The sequence below is a fragment of the Agromyces tardus genome (assembly GCF_003710805.1).
Taxonomy (GTDB): Bacteria; Actinomycetota; Actinomycetes; order Actinomycetales; family Microbacteriaceae; genus Agromyces; species Agromyces tardus.
This window is the reverse complement of the sequence record NZ_RHHB01000024.1, coordinates 1-16,943: the sequence shown is the minus strand read 5'-3', so window position 1 is coordinate 16,943 and position 16,943 is coordinate 1. Positions and strand designations below refer to the sequence as shown.

General features: G+C 71.8%; 17 protein-coding genes and 1 tRNA gene. 7 read left to right on the top strand and 11 right to left on the bottom strand.

Features of this window, described 5'->3' with window-relative positions; all coding sequences use genetic code 11:
* Window positions 1-8 precede the first annotated feature (8 nt).
* Window positions 9-764, top strand: a complete 756-nt coding sequence (locus EDM22_RS12025; protein ID WP_122937291.1) for a glycerophosphodiester phosphodiesterase family protein — start codon at window positions 9-11, stop codon at window positions 762-764.
* An 85-nt stretch (window positions 765-849) separates the two neighbouring features.
* Window positions 850-1,215, top strand: coding sequence for an RNA polymerase-binding protein RbpA (locus EDM22_RS12020; protein WP_122937290.1), 366 nt, complete (start codon window positions 850-852; stop codon window positions 1,213-1,215).
* A 16-nt stretch (window positions 1,216-1,231) separates the two neighbouring features.
* Here EDM22_RS12020 and lnt read toward each other — a convergent pair whose 3' ends face one another.
* The 9 genes from lnt to EDM22_RS11975 are packed head-to-tail and all read right to left on the bottom strand — an operon-like array spanning window position 1,232 to window position 11,250.
* On the bottom strand, window positions 1,232-2,824 hold the full coding sequence (gene lnt / locus EDM22_RS12015; protein ID WP_245989345.1) for an apolipoprotein N-acyltransferase: 1,593 nt from the start codon (window positions 2,822-2,824) through the stop codon (window positions 1,232-1,234).
* The gene (locus tag EDM22_RS12010; protein WP_122937289.1) at window positions 2,821-5,253 is read right to left on the bottom strand and encodes a DEAD/DEAH box helicase; all 2,433 of its coding nucleotides are present in this window, start codon (window positions 5,251-5,253) and stop codon (window positions 2,821-2,823) included. The genes lnt and EDM22_RS12010 overlap by 4 nt, the downstream gene beginning before the upstream one ends.
* A gap of 9 nt (window positions 5,254-5,262) precedes the next feature.
* Window positions 5,263-6,048, bottom strand: coding sequence for a twin-arginine translocase subunit TatC (tatC, locus tag EDM22_RS12005; RefSeq protein ID WP_245989344.1), 786 nt, complete (start codon window positions 6,046-6,048; stop codon window positions 5,263-5,265).
* A gap of 14 nt (window positions 6,049-6,062) precedes the next feature.
* Window positions 6,063-6,347: a twin-arginine translocase TatA/TatE family subunit gene (gene tatA / locus EDM22_RS12000; RefSeq protein ID WP_122937288.1), complete on the bottom strand. Its 285-nt coding sequence runs from the start codon at window positions 6,345-6,347 to the stop codon at window positions 6,063-6,065.
* A gap of 38 nt (window positions 6,348-6,385) precedes the next feature.
* Window positions 6,386-7,417: a helix-turn-helix transcriptional regulator gene (locus tag EDM22_RS11995; protein ID WP_122937287.1), complete on the bottom strand. Its 1,032-nt coding sequence runs from the start codon at window positions 7,415-7,417 to the stop codon at window positions 6,386-6,388.
* Window positions 7,417-8,439 carry a helix-turn-helix transcriptional regulator gene (locus EDM22_RS11990; RefSeq protein ID WP_245989343.1) on the bottom strand — a complete coding sequence of 341 codons (1,023 nt, stop codon included), beginning with the start codon at window positions 8,437-8,439 and terminating at the stop codon, window positions 7,417-7,419. Before EDM22_RS11990 ends, EDM22_RS11995 begins: the two co-directional genes overlap by 1 nt.
* Window positions 8,440-8,484: 45 nt before the next feature.
* Window positions 8,485-9,438 carry an FKBP-type peptidyl-prolyl cis-trans isomerase gene (locus tag EDM22_RS11985; protein WP_122937285.1) on the bottom strand — a complete coding sequence of 318 codons (954 nt, stop codon included), beginning with the start codon at window positions 9,436-9,438 and terminating at the stop codon, window positions 8,485-8,487.
* A 58-nt stretch (window positions 9,439-9,496) separates the two neighbouring features.
* Window positions 9,497-10,582: a tRNA (adenine-N1)-methyltransferase gene (locus EDM22_RS11980; RefSeq protein WP_245989342.1), complete on the bottom strand. Its 1,086-nt coding sequence runs from the start codon at window positions 10,580-10,582 to the stop codon at window positions 9,497-9,499.
* Complete coding sequence (locus tag EDM22_RS11975; RefSeq protein ID WP_281274083.1) at window positions 10,579-11,250, bottom strand: HAD family hydrolase; 672 nt, start codon at window positions 11,248-11,250, stop codon at window positions 10,579-10,581. Before EDM22_RS11975 ends, EDM22_RS11980 begins: the two co-directional genes overlap by 4 nt.
* A gap of 77 nt (window positions 11,251-11,327) precedes the next feature.
* On the opposite strand from EDM22_RS11975, the gene EDM22_RS11970 reads away from it, so the two are divergent.
* Entirely contained in the window at window positions 11,328-12,236 is a 909-nt protein-coding gene (locus tag EDM22_RS11970; RefSeq protein ID WP_122937283.1) for a PAC2 family protein, read from the top strand.
* 65 nt (window positions 12,237-12,301) lie between these two features.
* Here the strand turns inward: EDM22_RS11970 and EDM22_RS11965 are convergent, their stop codons facing one another.
* Together EDM22_RS11965 and EDM22_RS11960 are read right to left on the bottom strand one after the other, a co-directional pair.
* Window positions 12,302-13,132, bottom strand: a complete 831-nt coding sequence (locus EDM22_RS11965; protein ID WP_122937282.1) for an undecaprenyl-diphosphate phosphatase — start codon at window positions 13,130-13,132, stop codon at window positions 12,302-12,304.
* A 70-nt stretch (window positions 13,133-13,202) separates the two neighbouring features.
* Entirely contained in the window at window positions 13,203-14,564 is a 1,362-nt protein-coding gene (locus EDM22_RS11960) for a M20/M25/M40 family metallo-hydrolase (protein WP_122937315.1), read from the bottom strand.
* A gap of 111 nt (window positions 14,565-14,675) precedes the next feature.
* On the opposite strand from EDM22_RS11960, the gene EDM22_RS11955 reads away from it, so the two are divergent.
* From EDM22_RS11955 to EDM22_RS11940, 4 genes are all read left to right on the top strand, one after another.
* Window positions 14,676-14,759, top strand: a tRNA-Leu gene (locus tag EDM22_RS11955).
* A gap of 160 nt (window positions 14,760-14,919) precedes the next feature.
* Window positions 14,920-15,651 (top strand): Pr6Pr family membrane protein, encoded by a 732-nt coding sequence (locus EDM22_RS11950; RefSeq protein WP_122937281.1) that lies wholly within the window; start codon window positions 14,920-14,922, stop codon window positions 15,649-15,651.
* Window positions 15,652-15,761: 110 nt separating this feature from the next.
* The gene (locus tag EDM22_RS11945) at window positions 15,762-16,478 is read left to right on the top strand and encodes a hypothetical protein (RefSeq protein WP_122937280.1); all 717 of its coding nucleotides are present in this window, start codon (window positions 15,762-15,764) and stop codon (window positions 16,476-16,478) included.
* Window positions 16,475-16,943, top strand: a 469-nt coding sequence (locus EDM22_RS11940; protein ID WP_483923578.1) for a DNA polymerase Y subunit UmuC family protein, incomplete at its 3' end; no start/stop codon positions are given. The genes EDM22_RS11945 and EDM22_RS11940, both read left to right, overlap by 4 nt.

The window sequence follows — 16,943 nt, the reverse complement described above, 5'->3', positions numbered from 1 at the left end:
CGGGGGTCGTGCGCAGCACCTACTTCGATCCGCCGGGTCCGCGGGTGCTCGCGCACCGCGGCCTCGCGCTCGACGCACCCGAGAACACGCTCCTCGCGTTCGCACGCGCCGTCGCGGCCGGCGCGGTCTACGTCGAGACCGACGTGCACGTCAGTGCCGACGGCGTCGCGGTGATCGCCCACGACCCCACGCTCGATCGCGTCGCGGGGCGCCCCGTCGCGGTCGCCGATCTGAGCCTCGCCGAGCTCGAGCGGGTCGACCTCGGTGCGGGCCAGGGGTTCACCACGCTCGCCGAGGCCCTCCACCAGTTCCCCGCCGTGCGGTTCAACATCGACGTCAAGGCGGATGCCGCGGCCGACGCGACGGTCGACGCGGTCGAGCGCACCGGCGCGCAGCAGCGGGTCCTCCTCACCTCCTTCTCCGATCGACGTCGTCGACGGCTCGCGGCGCGCCTGCCCGGAGTCGCCACGTCCGTCGGGAGCAGCGGTGTCATCCGCTCGCGCGTCGCCGCCGCCGGCCGCAGCCGCTCGCTCTTCGTCCGTGCACTCGCGGGCGCGGGAGCGTTGCAGATCCCCGAGCGGCTCGGCGCCTTCCGGGTGCTCTCCCCCGCGCTCGTCCTCGCGGCCCATCGCGCCGGGGTCGAGGTGCACGTCTGGACCGTCAACGACCCGGGCGACATGGCGCGACTGCTGGACCTCGGCGTCGACGGCCTCGTCACCGATCGGGCCGACCTCGCCCTCGCCGTCGTCGCGTCCCGAACCTGAGAATTCCCCGACAAAAGCCCAGCCCGCGGAAAGAGAACGCACAGCTTGATCGTTTATACATGGAGACGATCGAGAGGAGAACGCCATGGCGGACCGGAGCCTTCGGGGCATGCGTATCGGCGCCCAGAGCCTGCAGAGTGAGGACGGCGTGGTGTTCGCCGACCGCGCGGACTACACCTATCGCTGCGAGACGTGCGGACGCGAGACGGTGATGACCTTCTCGACCGAGGCGGACCTCCCCCAGGAGTGGGAGTGCAAGCACTGCGGCAACGCCGCGACCCTGCTCGTCGACTCGAAGCCGGTCGAGGTCGATCGCTCGGGCGAGAAGGTCGCACGCACCCACTGGGACATGCTGCTCGAGCGCCGCACGCGCGCCGAGCTCGAGGAGCTGCTCGAGGAGCGGCTGACCTACCTCCGCGCGCGACGCGGACAGCAGAAGATCGGCGCGTAGCTCCGGGAGACCGGCGCTACGCCTCTGGCCCGTCCACCGGACGGGCCTTCTTCTTGCGCGCGAGCACGCCCGCGGCGATGAGTCCGCCGAGCGACCCCAGCACGATGAGGCCGGGTACGAACCCGCCGAGCACCACCGAGGGCGTCAGTCCGTCGCGGAGCTCGACGTCGGTCACCATCGCGCCGGCCTCGTAGGCCGGCAACGAGTCGATCGTGCGACCGCTGGGGTCGATGACCTGGCTCGTCCCCACCGTCGAGATGTTCACCACCGACCGGCCCGTCTCGATGGCGCGCAGCCGAGCGATCGCGAGCTGCTGCTCGTTCTCGTCGGTGCCGCGGAAGTCGGCGTTGTTCGTCTGGAACATGTAGACCTGCGCGCCGTCGCGTGCGCCCTCCCAGATCAGCCCGTCGTAGATGACGTCGAAGCAGATCGCGAGTCCGGTCATCGTGCCGCCGAGATCGAAGACTGGCGGTTCGGCCCCGGGCGTGTAGCCGCGCTGGATCAGCCCGGTGAGATCGGGCGCGAGGGCGTCGTAGAACCAGCGATCGGGGATGTACTCGCCGAACGGAACGGGGTTGCGCTTCGAGAAGCGGTCCACCGCGCCCTCGCCCGCGCGCCACAGCAGCGAGGTGTTGTAGTACAGGTCGTCGCGTGTGGTGACGGTGTTGAGGATGACCGGTGCGTCGAGCTGCGTGCTGAGCGAGTCGAAGAGTCGCGCGGCCGTCTCGTCGCGGGTCGGGTCGATGTCGGACCCGCCCTCGGGCCAGAGGAGCACGTCGATGCCCGGCTCGTCGAGCACGGGCTCGGTGGCGTCGAGCTGCGAGTTCAGGATGTCGCCCTGCGTCCGGCGGTCGAAGTAGCCGGCCGGCCCGTTGCCCTGCACGCTCGCGACCCGCAGCGACCCCGCCGGCGTCGTCTGCCACGCCGGGGTCAGCAGCGCGACGACGAGCAGCGCGGCGACCGGGATGCCGGTGCGGAGGTCTCGCCAGCCGCGCAGGCGGATCCACTCGATGATGCCCGCGACGAGGGCGACCATGATGAAGCCGAGTCCCGTCGAGCCGACCCAGGAGACGAGCGGGGCGAAGGGACTCTCCGCCTGGCTGAGTGCCGCTCGGCCCCAGGGGAACCCGCCGTACGGCATGGACCCCATCGCCGCCTCCCGGACGCACCACAGTCCCGCGACGAGCAGCGGCAGCACGACGAGGCGAACCCACCGCGACCCGTTCGCCTGCGGGACCCAGCGATACGCGAGCGCGATCAGCACCGCGCCACCGGCGACGAAGAGCGACTCGAGGATCGAGAGCGCGAGCCACGGCACCGGTCCGAGATAGAGCGAGGTCCAGGAGACGTGCTGCAGGTAGAACGCGAGCCCGAACGCGAATCCGACGAAGAACGCCGCCCACGACGTGCGCCCGATCAGCGTCACGAGCGCGATCGCGATGCCCGCGAAGGCGAGCGGCCAGAAGCCGACCCCCGGGAACCCGAGGTCGTAGACGAGGCCGCCGACGATCGCCGCGGGCACCGCCGCCCAGAGGGGCAGCAGCGGCCCGGTGCCCGAGCGTTCCACGGGTTCGGCGCGCACGACCGCCGGTTCCACCGCGCCGGTCACGCGGCGGACCCGTAGGCGACGACGCCGCGGCGCACCGCGTCGATCGCAGCGCGCGCCGTGACGCCGAGCTCGGCGTCGGCGACGATGGAGATCTGGTCGAGCAGGTCGACGACCTGCTTCGCGAGCCGCACGAAGTCGCCGGCCGCGAGGTCGGTGTCGGCGAGCACGGCCCCGAGTCCGGCGCCCCGTGCCCACGCGTGCATCGCCGTGGCGAGGGCCGGCGACGGCTGGTCGGTGCCCGGGAGCCGGTGCTCGTGCTCGAGATCGTCGAGCTCGCTCCAGACATCCGTCGTGCGCTCGAACGCCTCACGGAAGCCGTTGCGCGGGAGCCGGAACTGCTCGCCGCGGTCGTCGCGCCGCGGTTCGTAGACGAGCGCCGCGGCCATCGCGGCGATGCCGGCCACGTCGAGCCGATCCCACAGTCCGCGGCGCAGCGACTCGGCGACCAGCAGGTCGCGTTCGCCGTAGATGCGCTTCAGGATGCGTCCCGCCGGCGTCGAGACGATCGAACCGTGTCGATCGCGCTCGAGGTACCCGAGCGACTCGAGCACCTCGGCGACCCGGTCGAATCGCTTGGCCACCTGGCCGGTGCGACTGCGGATCTGCTTGGACAGCTCGTCGTGCTCGCGCTTGAGTCGCCACCACCGCTCCGCCCAGCGGGCGTGCTGCTCGCGTTCGGCGCAGCCGTGGCACGGATGGGCGCGGAGCGCCTTGCGCTGGGACGCCAGCTCCCGTTGCATCCGCTCGCGCTGGGCATGAGTGGGGTTGCCCTTCGCGGCCTGCCGCTCGAGGTCGCCGATGCGGCGGCGGAGCGCGGCGTACTCGCCGAAGTCGCCGAGGTGGCAGCGCATCGCCTCCTCGTAGCCGGACATGGACTCCTCCTGCTTGCGCAGGGTGCGGGCGAGGTCGACGACGGCCCGGTCGGCCTGGAACTGGGCGAAGGAGAGCTCGAGGATCTGGCGCGCGCGCTCGCGACCGAACTGGTCGACGAGGTTCACCGCCATGTTGTACGTGGGCTTGAAGCTCGAGTTGAGGGGGTAGCTGCGGCGCGAGGCGAGAGAGGCCACGGCCTCGGGGTCGAGCCCGTCGGCCCACTGGATCACCGAGTGGCCCTCGATGTCGATGCCGCGGCGACCCGCGCGACCGGTGAGCTGCGTGTACTCCCCCGGCGTGATCGGCACGCGCGCCTCGCCGTTGAACTTCTCGAGCTTCTCGAGCACGACGGATCGCGCGGGCATGTTCACGCCGAGCGCGAGCGTCTCGGTCGCGAAGACGACCTTGAGCAGCTTCTTCTGGAAGAGCTCCTCGACGATCTCCTTGAAGGCCGGCAGCATGCCCGCATGGTGGGCCGCCACGCCACGCTGCAGGCCCTCGAGCCACTCCCAGTAGCCGAGCACCGCCAGGTCGTCGTCGCGCAGCATCCGCGCACGATCCTCGACGATCGCGCGGATCTCGTCGCGCTCCGCGGTCTCGGTGAGACGGATGCCGCTGCGCAGCACCTGGCGTACCGCCTGGTCGCAGCCGACCCGCGAGAAGATGAACACGATCGCCGGAAGCAGGTTCTTGCCGTGCAGCATCTCGATGACGTCGGGACGCTCGAGCCGGCCGGAGGCCTGCGCAGACTGGTGGAACCGGCCCCGGTCACCGCCGCGTCGCCCGCGCTGCGATCGGGCGCCGATCGAGCGGCCGCCCGATCGCGCGAGGCGCTGGAGCTCGGGGTTCACCCTGTGCGTCGCCGCCTGCCCCGACGAGTCGAAGAGGTCGAGGAACTTGGACTTTACGAGCACGTGCTGCTCCAGCGGAACCGGCCGCTCCTCGGAGACGATGACGTCGGTGTCGCCGCGCACCGCCTGCAGCCAATCTCCGAACTCCTCGGCGTTCGAGACCGTGGCGCTCAGCGAGACGAGCCGCACCGGCTCGGGGAGGTGGATGATGACCTCCTCCCACACGGCGCCGCGGAAGCGGTCGGCGAGGTAGTGCACCTCGTCCATCACCACGTAGGCGAGGCGGTCGAGCAGCGGCGAGTCGGCGTAGAGCATGTTGCGCAGCACCTCGGTCGTCATCACGACGATGCGCGCGCCCGAGTTGATGTTGGTGTCGCCCGTGAGGAGGCCGACCTCGGGGTGACCCCACGTCTCGACGAACTCCTGGTACTTCTGGTTCGACAGCGCCTTGATGGGCGTCGTGTAGAAGACCTTCGCGTCGACGTCGCGCATCGCGAGGTGCACGGCGAACTCGGCGACCACGGTCTTGCCGGCTCCCGTGGGGGCGGCCACGAGCACGCTGCGTCCCTCGTCGAGCGCGGCGCAGGCGGCGCGCTGGAACGGATCGAGATCGAACGAGAGACCCGAGGCGAACTCCTGGAGCCGCGGCTGGCGACGCTGCTGGCGTGAGAGCGCGTAGCGTTCCGCCGGTGAGAGGGTGGTCACCCTCCAAGCCTAGACAGCGTCGCCGAACTGCAGCTGATTGCGCTTCGCCACGCGTCGATCGTGCAGGTGCGCGACCCCCCACGCGCCGAAGTACAGGGCGATCATCGGCACCGCGAGCATGAACATCGAGATGATGTCGGCCGACGGGGTCGCGATCGCCGTGAACAGCACGATCACGAGGATCGCGACGCGCCACGACTTGATGATCGACTCCGCGCTGATCACGCCGGCGAAGTTCAGCAGCACGATGAACACCGGCACGACGAATGCGATGCCGATCGCCACGACGAGCTTGAGCACGAAGTCGATGTACTCCTTCGCCGTGAGCAGCGACTCGCCCCCGTCGGGCACGAAGCTCGTCATGAGCTTCACGATGTTCGGCAGCACGAACCATCCGGCCGCGCAGCCCGCGAAGAACAGCGGGATGGCGCTCGCGAAGAACCCGAAGGTGAACTTGCGCTCCTTCGAGTTCAGCCCCGGCACGAGGAAGGCGAAGATCTGGTACAGCCACACCGGGCTCGAGATCACGATGCCGAGCGTGAACGCCACCTGCAGGCGCAGGTCGAAGGCGCTCGAGATCGTCGGGAAGATGATCGCCGAGCTGCTGCCCTGCGCCTTCGCGACGGCGTCGACGGGCGCCTGGATGGCATCCCACACGGCGACGTCGGTGAGCCACCAGCCGAGGGCGGCGCCCACCACGATCGACGCGGCCGAGATGAACAGCCGCTTGCGCAACTCGATCAGGTGCGCCCCGATCGACATCCGCTTCTCGCGGTTCGCCGCGCGGTCCTTCACGGCGGACACGGTCGTCAGACGGCCTGGCCGGAGTCCGTGCGCTTCGCGGCCGGCGTCTCCTCGGTGGAGCTCACCGTTCCGGCAGCGCTCGTCGTGCCCGCGGGGCCGGCCGTGCCGGCTGCATCCGTGGGCTCGACGCCCTCAACCGAGTCGTCCTTGTCGGTGCGGACCTCGTTCTTGAGGATCTTCATCGACTGCCCGAGGCTCTTCGCCAGCGCAGGGAGCTTGGGCGCGCCGAACAGAAGCAGGATCACCACGAGGATGATCAGTGCGTGCCAACCAGTGAAGCCTTGCCACATAAGCGTTCGTCCAATTCTGACGGGATGTTCGGGTCAGTCTACCCGGTCGGACCGGTGCTCTGCGCATCGTCCGGGACGGATGACGGGGCGTCGCGGTAGCCGGCGAGTCCGGCATCCGCCCAATCCGCGACGACGGCTCGAGCCTCCTCGGGCGCCACGACCGTCACGAGGCCCGGAAGCCCGGCGATCAACCGCTTGAGCCCGTGGTAGTGCGCGAGCCGGAGGGTGACGCGCAGGCGCCCGTCGACGTCCTCGGTGCGGGAGTCGGCGAGGTAGTCGGCGAGCAGCGGCAGCGCGTCGGGTGCGACGTCGACGACCACGTCGAGGTCGGAGTCGGAGCCCTGGAACAGGGTGTCGGGCACCTCGCGGTCGGAGTGGTCCTCGATCGGTGCGTCGGCGACCACGAGATCGCTCATGCGGTCGACGCGGAAGTTGCGGAAGTCCTCGCGGGTGTGGCACCAGGCCTGCAGGTACCAGTCCGCGCCGAGCGACGCGATGCGCAGCGGGTCCACGCGGCGCCGGCCCTCGTGGCCGAGCGCGTTGCGATACGTGAACTCGAGCTGCCGGCCGCCCGCGACCGCCTCCCGGATGCGGGCGAGCGAGGCGTCGGCCTCGGATTCCGCGACGGCGAGCCGGCTCGGCGCGGCGGACGCCCCCTCGGTGAGCTTCGCCATGAGCGACGCGAGCTGCGCGCTCCCGGCGTTCTCGGGGGACGCGGAGAGGTACTGGAGTCCCGCGATCAGGGCGGCGGCCTCGCGTGCGGACAGCCGCGGGGCGTCGTCGATCGCCACGTGGTGCACGATGACGATCACGTCGTCGTCCTCGAAGGAGTCCCAGTCGATGTCGAACAGGTCGTTGGGCTGGTAGGTCCCGGTCTCTCCGGGCAGCCCGGATGTCGCGATCAGGCGCACCGCGTCGCGGATCTCCTGCTCGCCCGTGCCGAAGTGGGCTGCCGCGTCGGCGACGTCGACGACCCGCTGCTCGAGCAGGTAGGGCACGAGCGACAACAGGAACACGAGCTTGTCGGGTGCCTTGAGCTGGGCGGGGCGCTTCGCGCCGCGGGCGGCCATCAGTCGCCGCCCCCGGCGCCGCGGTGCGCCGCGGCCACCGACGCGAGGCGTTCCCGCACGGCGTCGCGCAGGGATGCGGGCGCGATCACGCGCACCTCGGGGCCGTAGGACGCGAGCTCGTCGGCGAACACCGCGACATCCGTGTAGTGCAGCCGGATGACCCCCGCGTCGTCGTCGGCGAGCACCGCGCGCTTGCCCAGTCGCACCTCCGCGTCGCTGCCGGCGGTGACCGCGAGGTCGGCGGAGTTCGCGAGGAACAGCTCGTGCAGGTCGGCGAGCACGCGATCCTGGATGCCGGGCGGCGGTGCCGCGAACGTGGACCCCGGAACGACCTCGACCCCGCCGACGATGCGCGAGAGGAGGAACGTGCGCGACCCCTTCGCCTCCACGTCGAACGCGTGCAGGTGCCAGCGCCCCTCGTGGAGCACGACCGCGAGCGGATTCACGGTGCGGACGCGGGGCGACTGCTCGCCCGGCTTGATGTAGCGGAACCGCACGGTCTGGCGGCGATCGAGCGCCTGCCGGATCGGTTCGAATGCGGCATCCCGCACCCGCAGCCGCGGCGCATAGCCGATGACCGGCTCGCGCGGCTCGATGCCGAGTGACCGCAGCTTCGTGAGCGCGCGCTGCGAGTCGGCCGACAGGGACGCCTCGCGCCAGACCTCCGCGGCCAAGCCGAGGAGCGCGAGCTCGTCGGGCGTGAAGCGCACGTCGACCGGCAGGTCGTACTCGCCCTTGGGGATGCGGTACCGCAGCGACTGGTTGTCGCCGGGCCGATCGGGCGACTCCACCGTCTCGAGCGGGATGCCCAGTTCGCGGATGTCGTCCTTGTCGCGCTCGAACTGGCGCTCGAGGTTGGCGTTCGCGCCCGAAGGGTCGTAGCGCTCGGCGTAGCCGCGCACGGTCGACAGGATCTCGGCCTTCAGCAATCCCGTCTCGGTGGCGAGCAGCGCGAGGACGAGGCTGAAGAGGCGGTCCTCGACCGCGATCCTCGGCTCCCCCTTGCCCCTCTGCACCGCCACGTCAGCGATCATACTGAAGCGCCGGGAGCTGCCGGCCGGCGGCGGCTATTCGACGACCCCGAGGATGTCGATCACGAAGAAGAGCGTGGAGCCCGCCGGGATGCCCGCCTGCTCCTGGTCGCCGTAGCCGTCGGACGGCGGCACGATGACGCCGATCTGCGAGCCGACCTTCTGGCCGATGATCGCCTCGGAGAAGCCGGGGATGACCTGCGAGTCGCTGCCGTCGCTCACGACGAACGAGGCCGGCGCGCCCTTCTCCCAGGTGGAGTCGAACACGGAGTTGTCGTCCCACAGCACGCCCGTGTAGTGCACGACCACGCGGTCGCCCGACTCGACGACCTGGCCAGAGCCCTCCTTGAGCACCTCGACCTGGGTGCTCTTCTGCGGGTCGGTCTTCGGCACCGTGATTCCGGGGCGCCCGTCGGGCGCGAGCACGACCGCGGGGAAGCCGTCGCGGCTCGGGCGCACGGCACCGTCGGCCCGCGTGAGGAAGGCCTGCCGCACGTCGTAGACGACCACGAGGCTGTCGTCGGGGCCGACGCCGATCGACTGGTTGCCCTCGTCGCCGAAGGCGTCGGCGGGCGGGATCACGACCGCGACCCGCGAGCCCACGCTGCCGCAGCTGAGTCCCTTGAGCAGGCCGGGGAGGGTGTTGCCGCCGAGGACGATCGGGATGGCGTCTTCGGAGTCCGTGAAGCCCGTGGGCGCCTGCAGCTCCTCGCCCGTGCTGCCGTTGTACACCGAGAGGCCGATGAGCGCCTGCTGTCCCTCGACGAGGCGCTCGCCGTCGCCCGCGATGACCTCGGTGCACTGCGTCGCCTTCGGGCTCACGGGCGTCGGGAAGTCGACCCTCGGGTTCGCGCCGAGCTTGCCGGTGACCTCGATCGCGTCGGACGAGGCGCCCGACGTCGCGAGGGGCTCCGGCGCGGGCGCGGTGCACCCCGTGAGGGCGAGCGCGACGAGTGCCGCGGTGGCGGTGAGTGCGAGTGACGAGCGCACTGATCCTCGATTCTTGAGTGGACGCGATTCCGAGGTGGAAGCGACGGGCGGAGACAGCCTAGCGGGCGTCGCCCGCGTGGTCGTCGTGTTCGACGGTCTCGATGCGGGCGGGCGGCTGCGCGGCATCCGGCTCGGCGGCCCCGTGGTCGGCGGCTGCCGCGGAGCCGTCGCCCTCGCGCGAGCGCCGCGCCGCGGCATCCGCTGCCCGGACCCGCTTGCGGAGGCTCTTGTCGCTCACGGAACGCTCGCCGAGCGCCCCGGGCGTCCACGCCTCGAAGTCCTCGTCGCTGAACTCGGTCTTCGACGGGCGGCGCTTGAGCTCGGGCAGTTCGGCGCCGGGCGCGAGCCGACGCGCGGTGAGCAGGAACCCGGTGTGGGCGATCATGCGGTGATCGGGACGCACCGCGAGCCCCTGCACGTGCCAGCCGCGCACCATCGTCTCGTTCGCGACGGGATCGGTGTACCAGCCCGTCGCGCGGATGGCCTCGGCGACGCGGGAGAGCTGCGTGACCGTCGCGACGTAGCAGAGCAGCACGCCGCCGGGCTTCAGTGCGGTCGAGACGGCGTCGACGCACTCCCACGGCGCGAGCATGTCGAGCACGACGCGATCGACGGATGCCGCGGGCGCCTGCTCGGGCAGGGCCTGCGCGAGGTCGCCGAGCGTGATGGACCAGTTCGCGGGGTCCTCGCCGTGGAACGTCGCGACGTTGCCGCGGGCGACGTCGGCGAACTCCTCGCGTCGCTCGAAGGAGAGGAGCCGGCCCTGCGGTCCGATGGCGCGGAGCAGCCAGAGGGAGAGCGCGCCCGATCCGACGCCCGCCTCGACGACGGTCGCGCCGGGGAAGACGTCGGCCTGCGCGAGGATCTGCGCGGCATCCTTCGGGTAGACGATCGCGGCGCCGCGCGGCATCGACATGACGAAGTCGCTGAGCAGCGGGCGCAGCGCGAGGTACTCGATGCCCACCTGGTTCGCCACGACGGAACCGTCGGGCAGGCCGATGAGGTCGTCGTGCGCGATGGGGCCCTTGTGCGAGTGGAACAGGGCACCCGGCTGCAGCGTGATCGTGTGCATGCGGCCCTTGGGACCGGTGAGCTGCACGCGGTCGCCGACGCGGAAGGGACCGCTCGCCTCCCCGCGGCTCACTTCGAGGCTCCCGCGAGCTCGGCGACGGCGGCGATGTCGTCGACGCCGCGCCCGTCGAGCGTCGGCCAGATCACGCTCGCCGCGGCCTCGTCGAGTGCCACCATGTGCGGCACGCCGATCGCGACGGCGCCCGCGGAGGACGCGGACGCGAGCCCGGGGGGCGAGTCCTCGATCGCCACGCAGTCGGCGATGTCGACGCCGAGACGCTTCGCCGCGGTGAGGTACGGCTCGGGGTGCGGCTTGGGCTCGGCGACCTGGTCGCCCGTCACGAGCTCGTCGAAGGCGTGGAACGGGATCGCCGAGACGATGTCCTCGGCCATCGACCGGATCGACATCGTCACGAGCGCCGTGCGCACCCCCGCGTCGCGCAGCTCCTGCAGGAGCTCCCGCGCGCCGGGCTGCCACGGCACGCCGTGGAGCTGCAACTGCTCGCGCACCCGCTCGGTGAGGCGCTCGACGATGGCGTCGGCATCGAGGTCGACACCGGCGCGCTGGAGGATGGCGGCACTCTCCCACAGGCCGGCTCCGACGACGCCGAGCGCGTCCTCGTGGCTCCAGGAACCGCCGAACGACTGGACCAGCTCGGTCTCGGCGGTCATCCAATAGGGCTCGGTGTCGACGAGGGTGCCGTCCATGTCCCACAGGACGGCGGCGGGGAGTCTGGTCACAACGGGTGATTCTACGGGCACGTCCTATTGTGGAGGTGAGCCCGGAGGAACCGGGCTCGGGAAGCGGGGCGAGCGGAGTGCAGCATCCGACCGGGTTCGAGGGCGGACGACTCCTCATCGTGGCGTTCGAGGGATGGAACGACGCGGGCGAGGCGGCCACCGGCGCCGCCCGACTCCTCGCCGAACGCCTCGAGCTCGAGGAGATCGCCGCGGTCGACCCGGAGCTCTACTTCGACTACCAGTTCACGCGACCGACGATCCAGATCGACGACGACGGCGAACGCCGGCTGAGCTGGCCGGGCGCCGCGATCCTCGGCCCGAGCGGCATGCCGGCGGCCGACGACGACGAGAGCGTCACCGGCCCCGGCGCCTCGACGCTGCACGTGCTGCTCGGCGCCGAGCCGGCCCGCACCTGGAAGGGCTTCGCGGCCGAGCTCATCGATGCGGCGCTCGCCGCCGACATCGACGGCATCGTGCTGCTCGGTGCCATGCTCGCCGACGCGCCGCACACGCGGCCGCTGTCTGTCTTCGCGTCGAGCGAGAACCCCGAGGTGCGCGCCGCCCTCGGCGTCGAGCGGTCGAGCTACGAGGGCCCCGTCGGCATCCTCAGCGTGATCGCCGACCAGGCCGAGCGCGTGGGCATCCCCACGGTGTCGCTCTGGGCCTCGGTCCCCCACTACGTGCACAACGCGCCGTCGCCCAAGGCCGTGCTCGCGCTCCTCGGCAAGGTCGAGGAGCTCACCGGCCTCAGCATCCCCCGCGGCAGCCTCGAGGTGGAGGCCAAGGCATGGGAGGCGGGCGTCGACGCGCTCGCGGCCGACGACGAGGAGATGGCGGGCTACATCGCCCAGCTCGAGCAGGCCCGCGACGCGGTCGACGCGCCCGAGGCATCCGGCGAGGCGATCGCGCAGGAGTTCGAGCGCTACCTGCGCCGCCGCGGCGAGGGCCCCGGCGGCGAGCCGTGGAAGCCGCGCGACGCGGGTTGACGCGCGCCCACCGCCTCCGCGGCATCCGTCGCCCCTGAACCGGCGCAGCGGATGCCGCGCAGCCGCTAGTAGGGCTGGATGACGCCGGCGCCGAGCATGATGAAGATCGCCGTGCCGAGCGCGATGCGGTAGATCACGAACGGCAGGAAGCTGTGCTTCGAGATCCAGTTCATGAAGAACGCGATGATGAGGATCGCCACGACGAATGCGACGAGCGTCGCCGCCGCCGTCTCGAGCGGGCCGTACACGGCGGGTTCGCCCATGCTCTTGAACAGCTGGTAGAGGCCGGAGCCGAACACCGCGGGGATCGCGAGGAGGAACGCGTAGCGCGCCGCCGCGGCGCGCTCGTAGCCGAGCAGCAGGCCCATCGTGATGGTGCCGCCCGACCGAGAGACGCCCGGGATGAGCGCGAGCGACTGCGCCAGCCCGAAGTAGATGCCGTGGGGCACCGTGAGCCGGTCGAGCCCGCGGTTCTTCGCGCCCGCCCAGTCGGCGAGGCCCAGCACGATGCCGAAGACGATGAGCATCGTCGCGACGATGTACAGCGACCGGAACGTGGTCTCGATCTGGTCCTGGAAGACGAGCCCGAGCACGACGATCGGCAGCGAGCCGATGATGATGAGCCAGCCCATGCGCGCATCGGGGTCGTTGCGCGGCACCCGGCCGGTGAACGAGCCGAACCAGTGCGACACGATCCGCACGATGTCGCGCCAGAAGAACACGATCACCGCGGTCTCGGTGCCGAGCTGGGTGATCGCGGTGAAGGCGGCGCCGGGATCCTGTGCGCCCGGCAGGAACTCGCCGACGATGCGCAGGTGCGCGCTCGACGAGATCGGGAGGAACTCGGTGAGTCCCTGGACGAGGCCGAGGATGAGGGCTTCGAGCACGTGGAGCATCCGCCTTCCCCCTCCGCGACAGCGGAGGGCATGGGACCGTCGCGGTCGGGGTTCTGGAGGGTTCGCCGGTTCAGTACGCGAGGAGGAGGTCGCGCAGAACCTGCCTACCGAAGACTAGTGCGTCGAGCGGCACGCGCTCGTCGACACCGTGGAACATCGCAGGGAAGTCGAGGCCGGCCGGGAGCCGGAGCGGTGCGAAGCCGTAGCCGGCGATGCCGAGCCGCGACAGCGACTTGTTGTCGGTACCGCCCGAGAGCAGGTAGGGGAACACGGGCGCGCCCGGGTCGTGCGCGTGCAGCGCCGCCGTGACGGCGTCGACGAGGGCGCCGGATGTCGGCGCCTCGAGCCCGACGTCGCGGTGCACGATCTCGATCTCGATCTCGTCGCCGATGAGCTCGCGGATCTGTGCGAGCACGGCGTCCTCCTCGCCGGGGAGCGTGCGGATGTCGACGAGCGCCTCGGCGTGGTCGGGGATCACGTTGTGCTTGTAGCCCGCCTGCAGGAGCGTCGGGTTCGACGTCGTGCGGAGCGTCGCCGTGATGAAGCCCGACGCCGAACCGGTGGCGACCGCGAGCTCGTCGGGCGACACCTGCTCGGGGTCGACGCCGAGCACCCCGGCGATGGCACCGAGGAGTTCGCGCGTGGTGTCCGTGAGCCGGATGGGCCACTCGGTTCGGCCGATGCGGGCGATCGCCTCGGCGAGCTTCGTGACCGCGTTGTCGCGGATGAGCCGGGAACCATGCGCCGCGACGCCGCGCGCGTGCAGGCGCACCCAGATCAGCGACTTCTCCCCCGTCTGCAGCAGGTAGGCGCGCGTGCCCCCCACGGCGATCGAGTAGCCGCCGACTTCGCTGATCGCCTCGGTCGCCCCCGCGAAGAGCTCGGGATGGTGGTCGACGAGCCAGCTCGCGCCGCGCCCGCCCCCGGCCTCCTCGTCGGCGAAGAACGCGACCACGAGCTCGCGCTCGGGCAGGTCGCCGGCGCGCAGGATGTCGCCGAGCGCGGCGAGCATCATGGCGTCCATGTCCTTCATGTCGACGGCGCCGCGTCCCCACAACATGCCGTCGCGCACCTCTCCGGCGAACGGGTCGACGCTCCAGTTGCGGGGATCGGCCGGCACCACGTCGAGGTGGCCGTGCAGCACGAGCGCGGGCTTGTCGGGATTCCTGCCCGGCACGCGCGCGACGACGCTCGTGCGGCGCGGCTCGGGCTCGAAGAGCCGGGGCTCGAGGCCGAGCGCGCGCAGCTCCGCCTCGACGTACTCGGCGGCCTCGCGCTCGCCGTTCGCCCGGCCCTCGCCGTGGTTCGTGGTGTCGAACCGGATCAGGTCGCGTGCGATCACCGCGGTCGCGTCGAGCTCCAGCCCGGCCCCCTCCGACCGCCGCTCGGCGTCGTGCACGGTCGTCGGCAGGGGTTCGGATGACGCGGCCATGCCCATCACGCTAGCCGCCGGCGGGTGCGGCGGCCACCGTGTTCGGAGGCCCTCCGAAACCGTGCTAATGTCTTCTCCGGGCCGCCGAGCGATCGGAAGCCCGGACACAACGCGCGGGTGGCGGAAATGGCAGACGCGCTAGCTTGAGGTGCTAGTGCCCTAACGGGCGTGGGGGTTCAAGTCCCCCCTCGCGCACGATGTGTCGAGAAGGCCGGATCGGATGATCCGGCCTTCTCGTGTTTCCGGGCGGTGTCGTGTCGGGAGGCTCCCGGCGGCGAGCCTCCCGTCTGCGGCGCCGAGCCGCGGCAGGCCCTTCGGCCGTATCCCGGTTCCGGGGCGCTGCGACGCTGGCCCCATGAGCGAGCTCTCCCGGCTGGAGCCCCCGATCGAGCGTCATCCCGGGTTCAACCGGGCGATGCATCCGGATCGGCTCTGGATCCGCCTGCCACGGCTCGCGGTGGGCGTGCTGGTGCTCGTTGCCCTCGTGCAGAAGACGTACGACGTGACCCTTCCCGGCAGCGACGTGGACCTGGGCCAGCTCTACTCGGAGTTCACGGTGCAGTCGAACCTCGCCTTCGGGATCGTGCTCATCGCATCCGCGGCGTTGCCGCGCGAACGCCTCCCGCACCGGTGGGACCACCTGTTCGGCGCACTCGTGTTCTATCTGGTCATGACGGGGCTCATCTACGCCCTGCTCGTGGCTCCGCCGGGCGAGCCGTGGTGGACCTGGGACATCTACTGGCCCCAGATGGTGCATCACCGCCTCGCGCCGTTGTTCGCGGCGCTCGACTGGCTGCTCGTCACGCGAACGGTGCGCGGGCGGTGGTGGCGGCCGCTCGCGTGGCTCGTCTACCCCGTGGTGTTCCTCGCGTGGACGTGGCTGCGCGGCGCGATCGACGGCTGGTACGTCTACGACTTCCTCGACCCGACGCTCGAGGGCGGCTGGCCCACGGTGCTGACGATGACGGCGCGGGTGCTCCTGGCGTTCCTCGTGGTGGCGCTCCTCGTGCACGTCGCGGGCATCGGACGAGCCGCGCTCGCGGCGCCCCGCGAGCGGCACGTGCGGGCGGAACGCGTGCACGCGTAGCATCCGGGGCGCAGGGGTCGCACCGAACCGCCCGGCACCCCCAGTGCGGTGGACAGTCGGCCGGATCGACTTGCCGTATTCGAACATGTGTTCGAAACTGGAGCGTGACCATGACCGCTCCCTCCCCCGGCCCCGCGGGCCGGATCGAGCGCGTCGACGAGCTGCAGGCCCGCATCCGCGGGATGCAGGCGACGCGGCTCGACTCGCGCGCCGTGCCGACGCATCCCGCCCTCGCCGCGGTGCTGCCGGGCGGGGCGCTGCGCGAGGGTGCGGTCGTGCAGGTCCAGGGGTCGATCACCCTCCTCATGGCGGCGCTCGCGGGTCCGTCGGCGAGCGGCCGCTGGGTCGCCGTCGCGGGCATCCCCGAGTTCGGCGTCGAGGCGGCCGCGCGCTTCGGCATCGAGCTCGAGCGGCTCGTGCTGGTGCCCGAGCCGGGCCGGCAGTGGCTCACCGTCGCGGCGGCGCTCGCCGACGTCATCCCCGTCGTCGCCGTGCGGCCGGAGGGGCGGCTCGCGCCGGCCGAGGCGTCGCGGTTCGCGGCCCGGCTCCGGCAGCGCGGCACCCTGCTCCTGGTCGACGGCGAGTGGCCGGGCAGCGACGCGCGGCTCGAGCTCGAGCACAGCGACTGGAGCGGCCTCGAGCGCGGTCACGGGCACCTCGTCGAGCGCGAGGTCGTCGTGCGGGTCACGGGGCGCGGCGAGGTCGGCCGCGGCGGGCTCCGGCGGCTGCGGCTCCCCGGGCCCGACCTCCGGTTCGCGCCCGTCGGCGACGCGGCATCCGACGCCGTCGTGCACCATCACGACTTCGGTGCGAGGGCCGCCGGATGAGCGGCGGCCCGACCCGCACCATCGTGCTCTGGTGCCCCGACTGGCCCATCCTCGCGGCAGCGCGCGAGGCGGGGCTCGACGCCGCGCAACCCCTCGCGCTCACCGAGGCGGGGCTCGTGCACTCCTGCTCCGCGGCAGCCCGCCGCGACGGGGTGGCGCGCGGGCTCCGGCTCCGCGAAGCGCAGTACCGCTCCCCCGCCCTCACCGTGCTGCCCTACGATCCGGCGCTCGACCACCGGCTCTTCGAACCGGTCGTGCGGGGCATCGAGGCGATCGTGCCGGGCGTGCAGCTGCTTCGCCCCGGCACCCTCGCGATGCGCGCCCGCGGCCCCGCCCGCTTCTACGGCGACGAGGATGCCGCGGCGCGGGCGCTCCTCGCCGCGGCCGCGGGGCTCGGCGTGCCTGACGCCCGGGTCGGCATCGCCGACGGCCCCTTCGCGGCGGAGCAGGCCGCGCGGGCGGCGG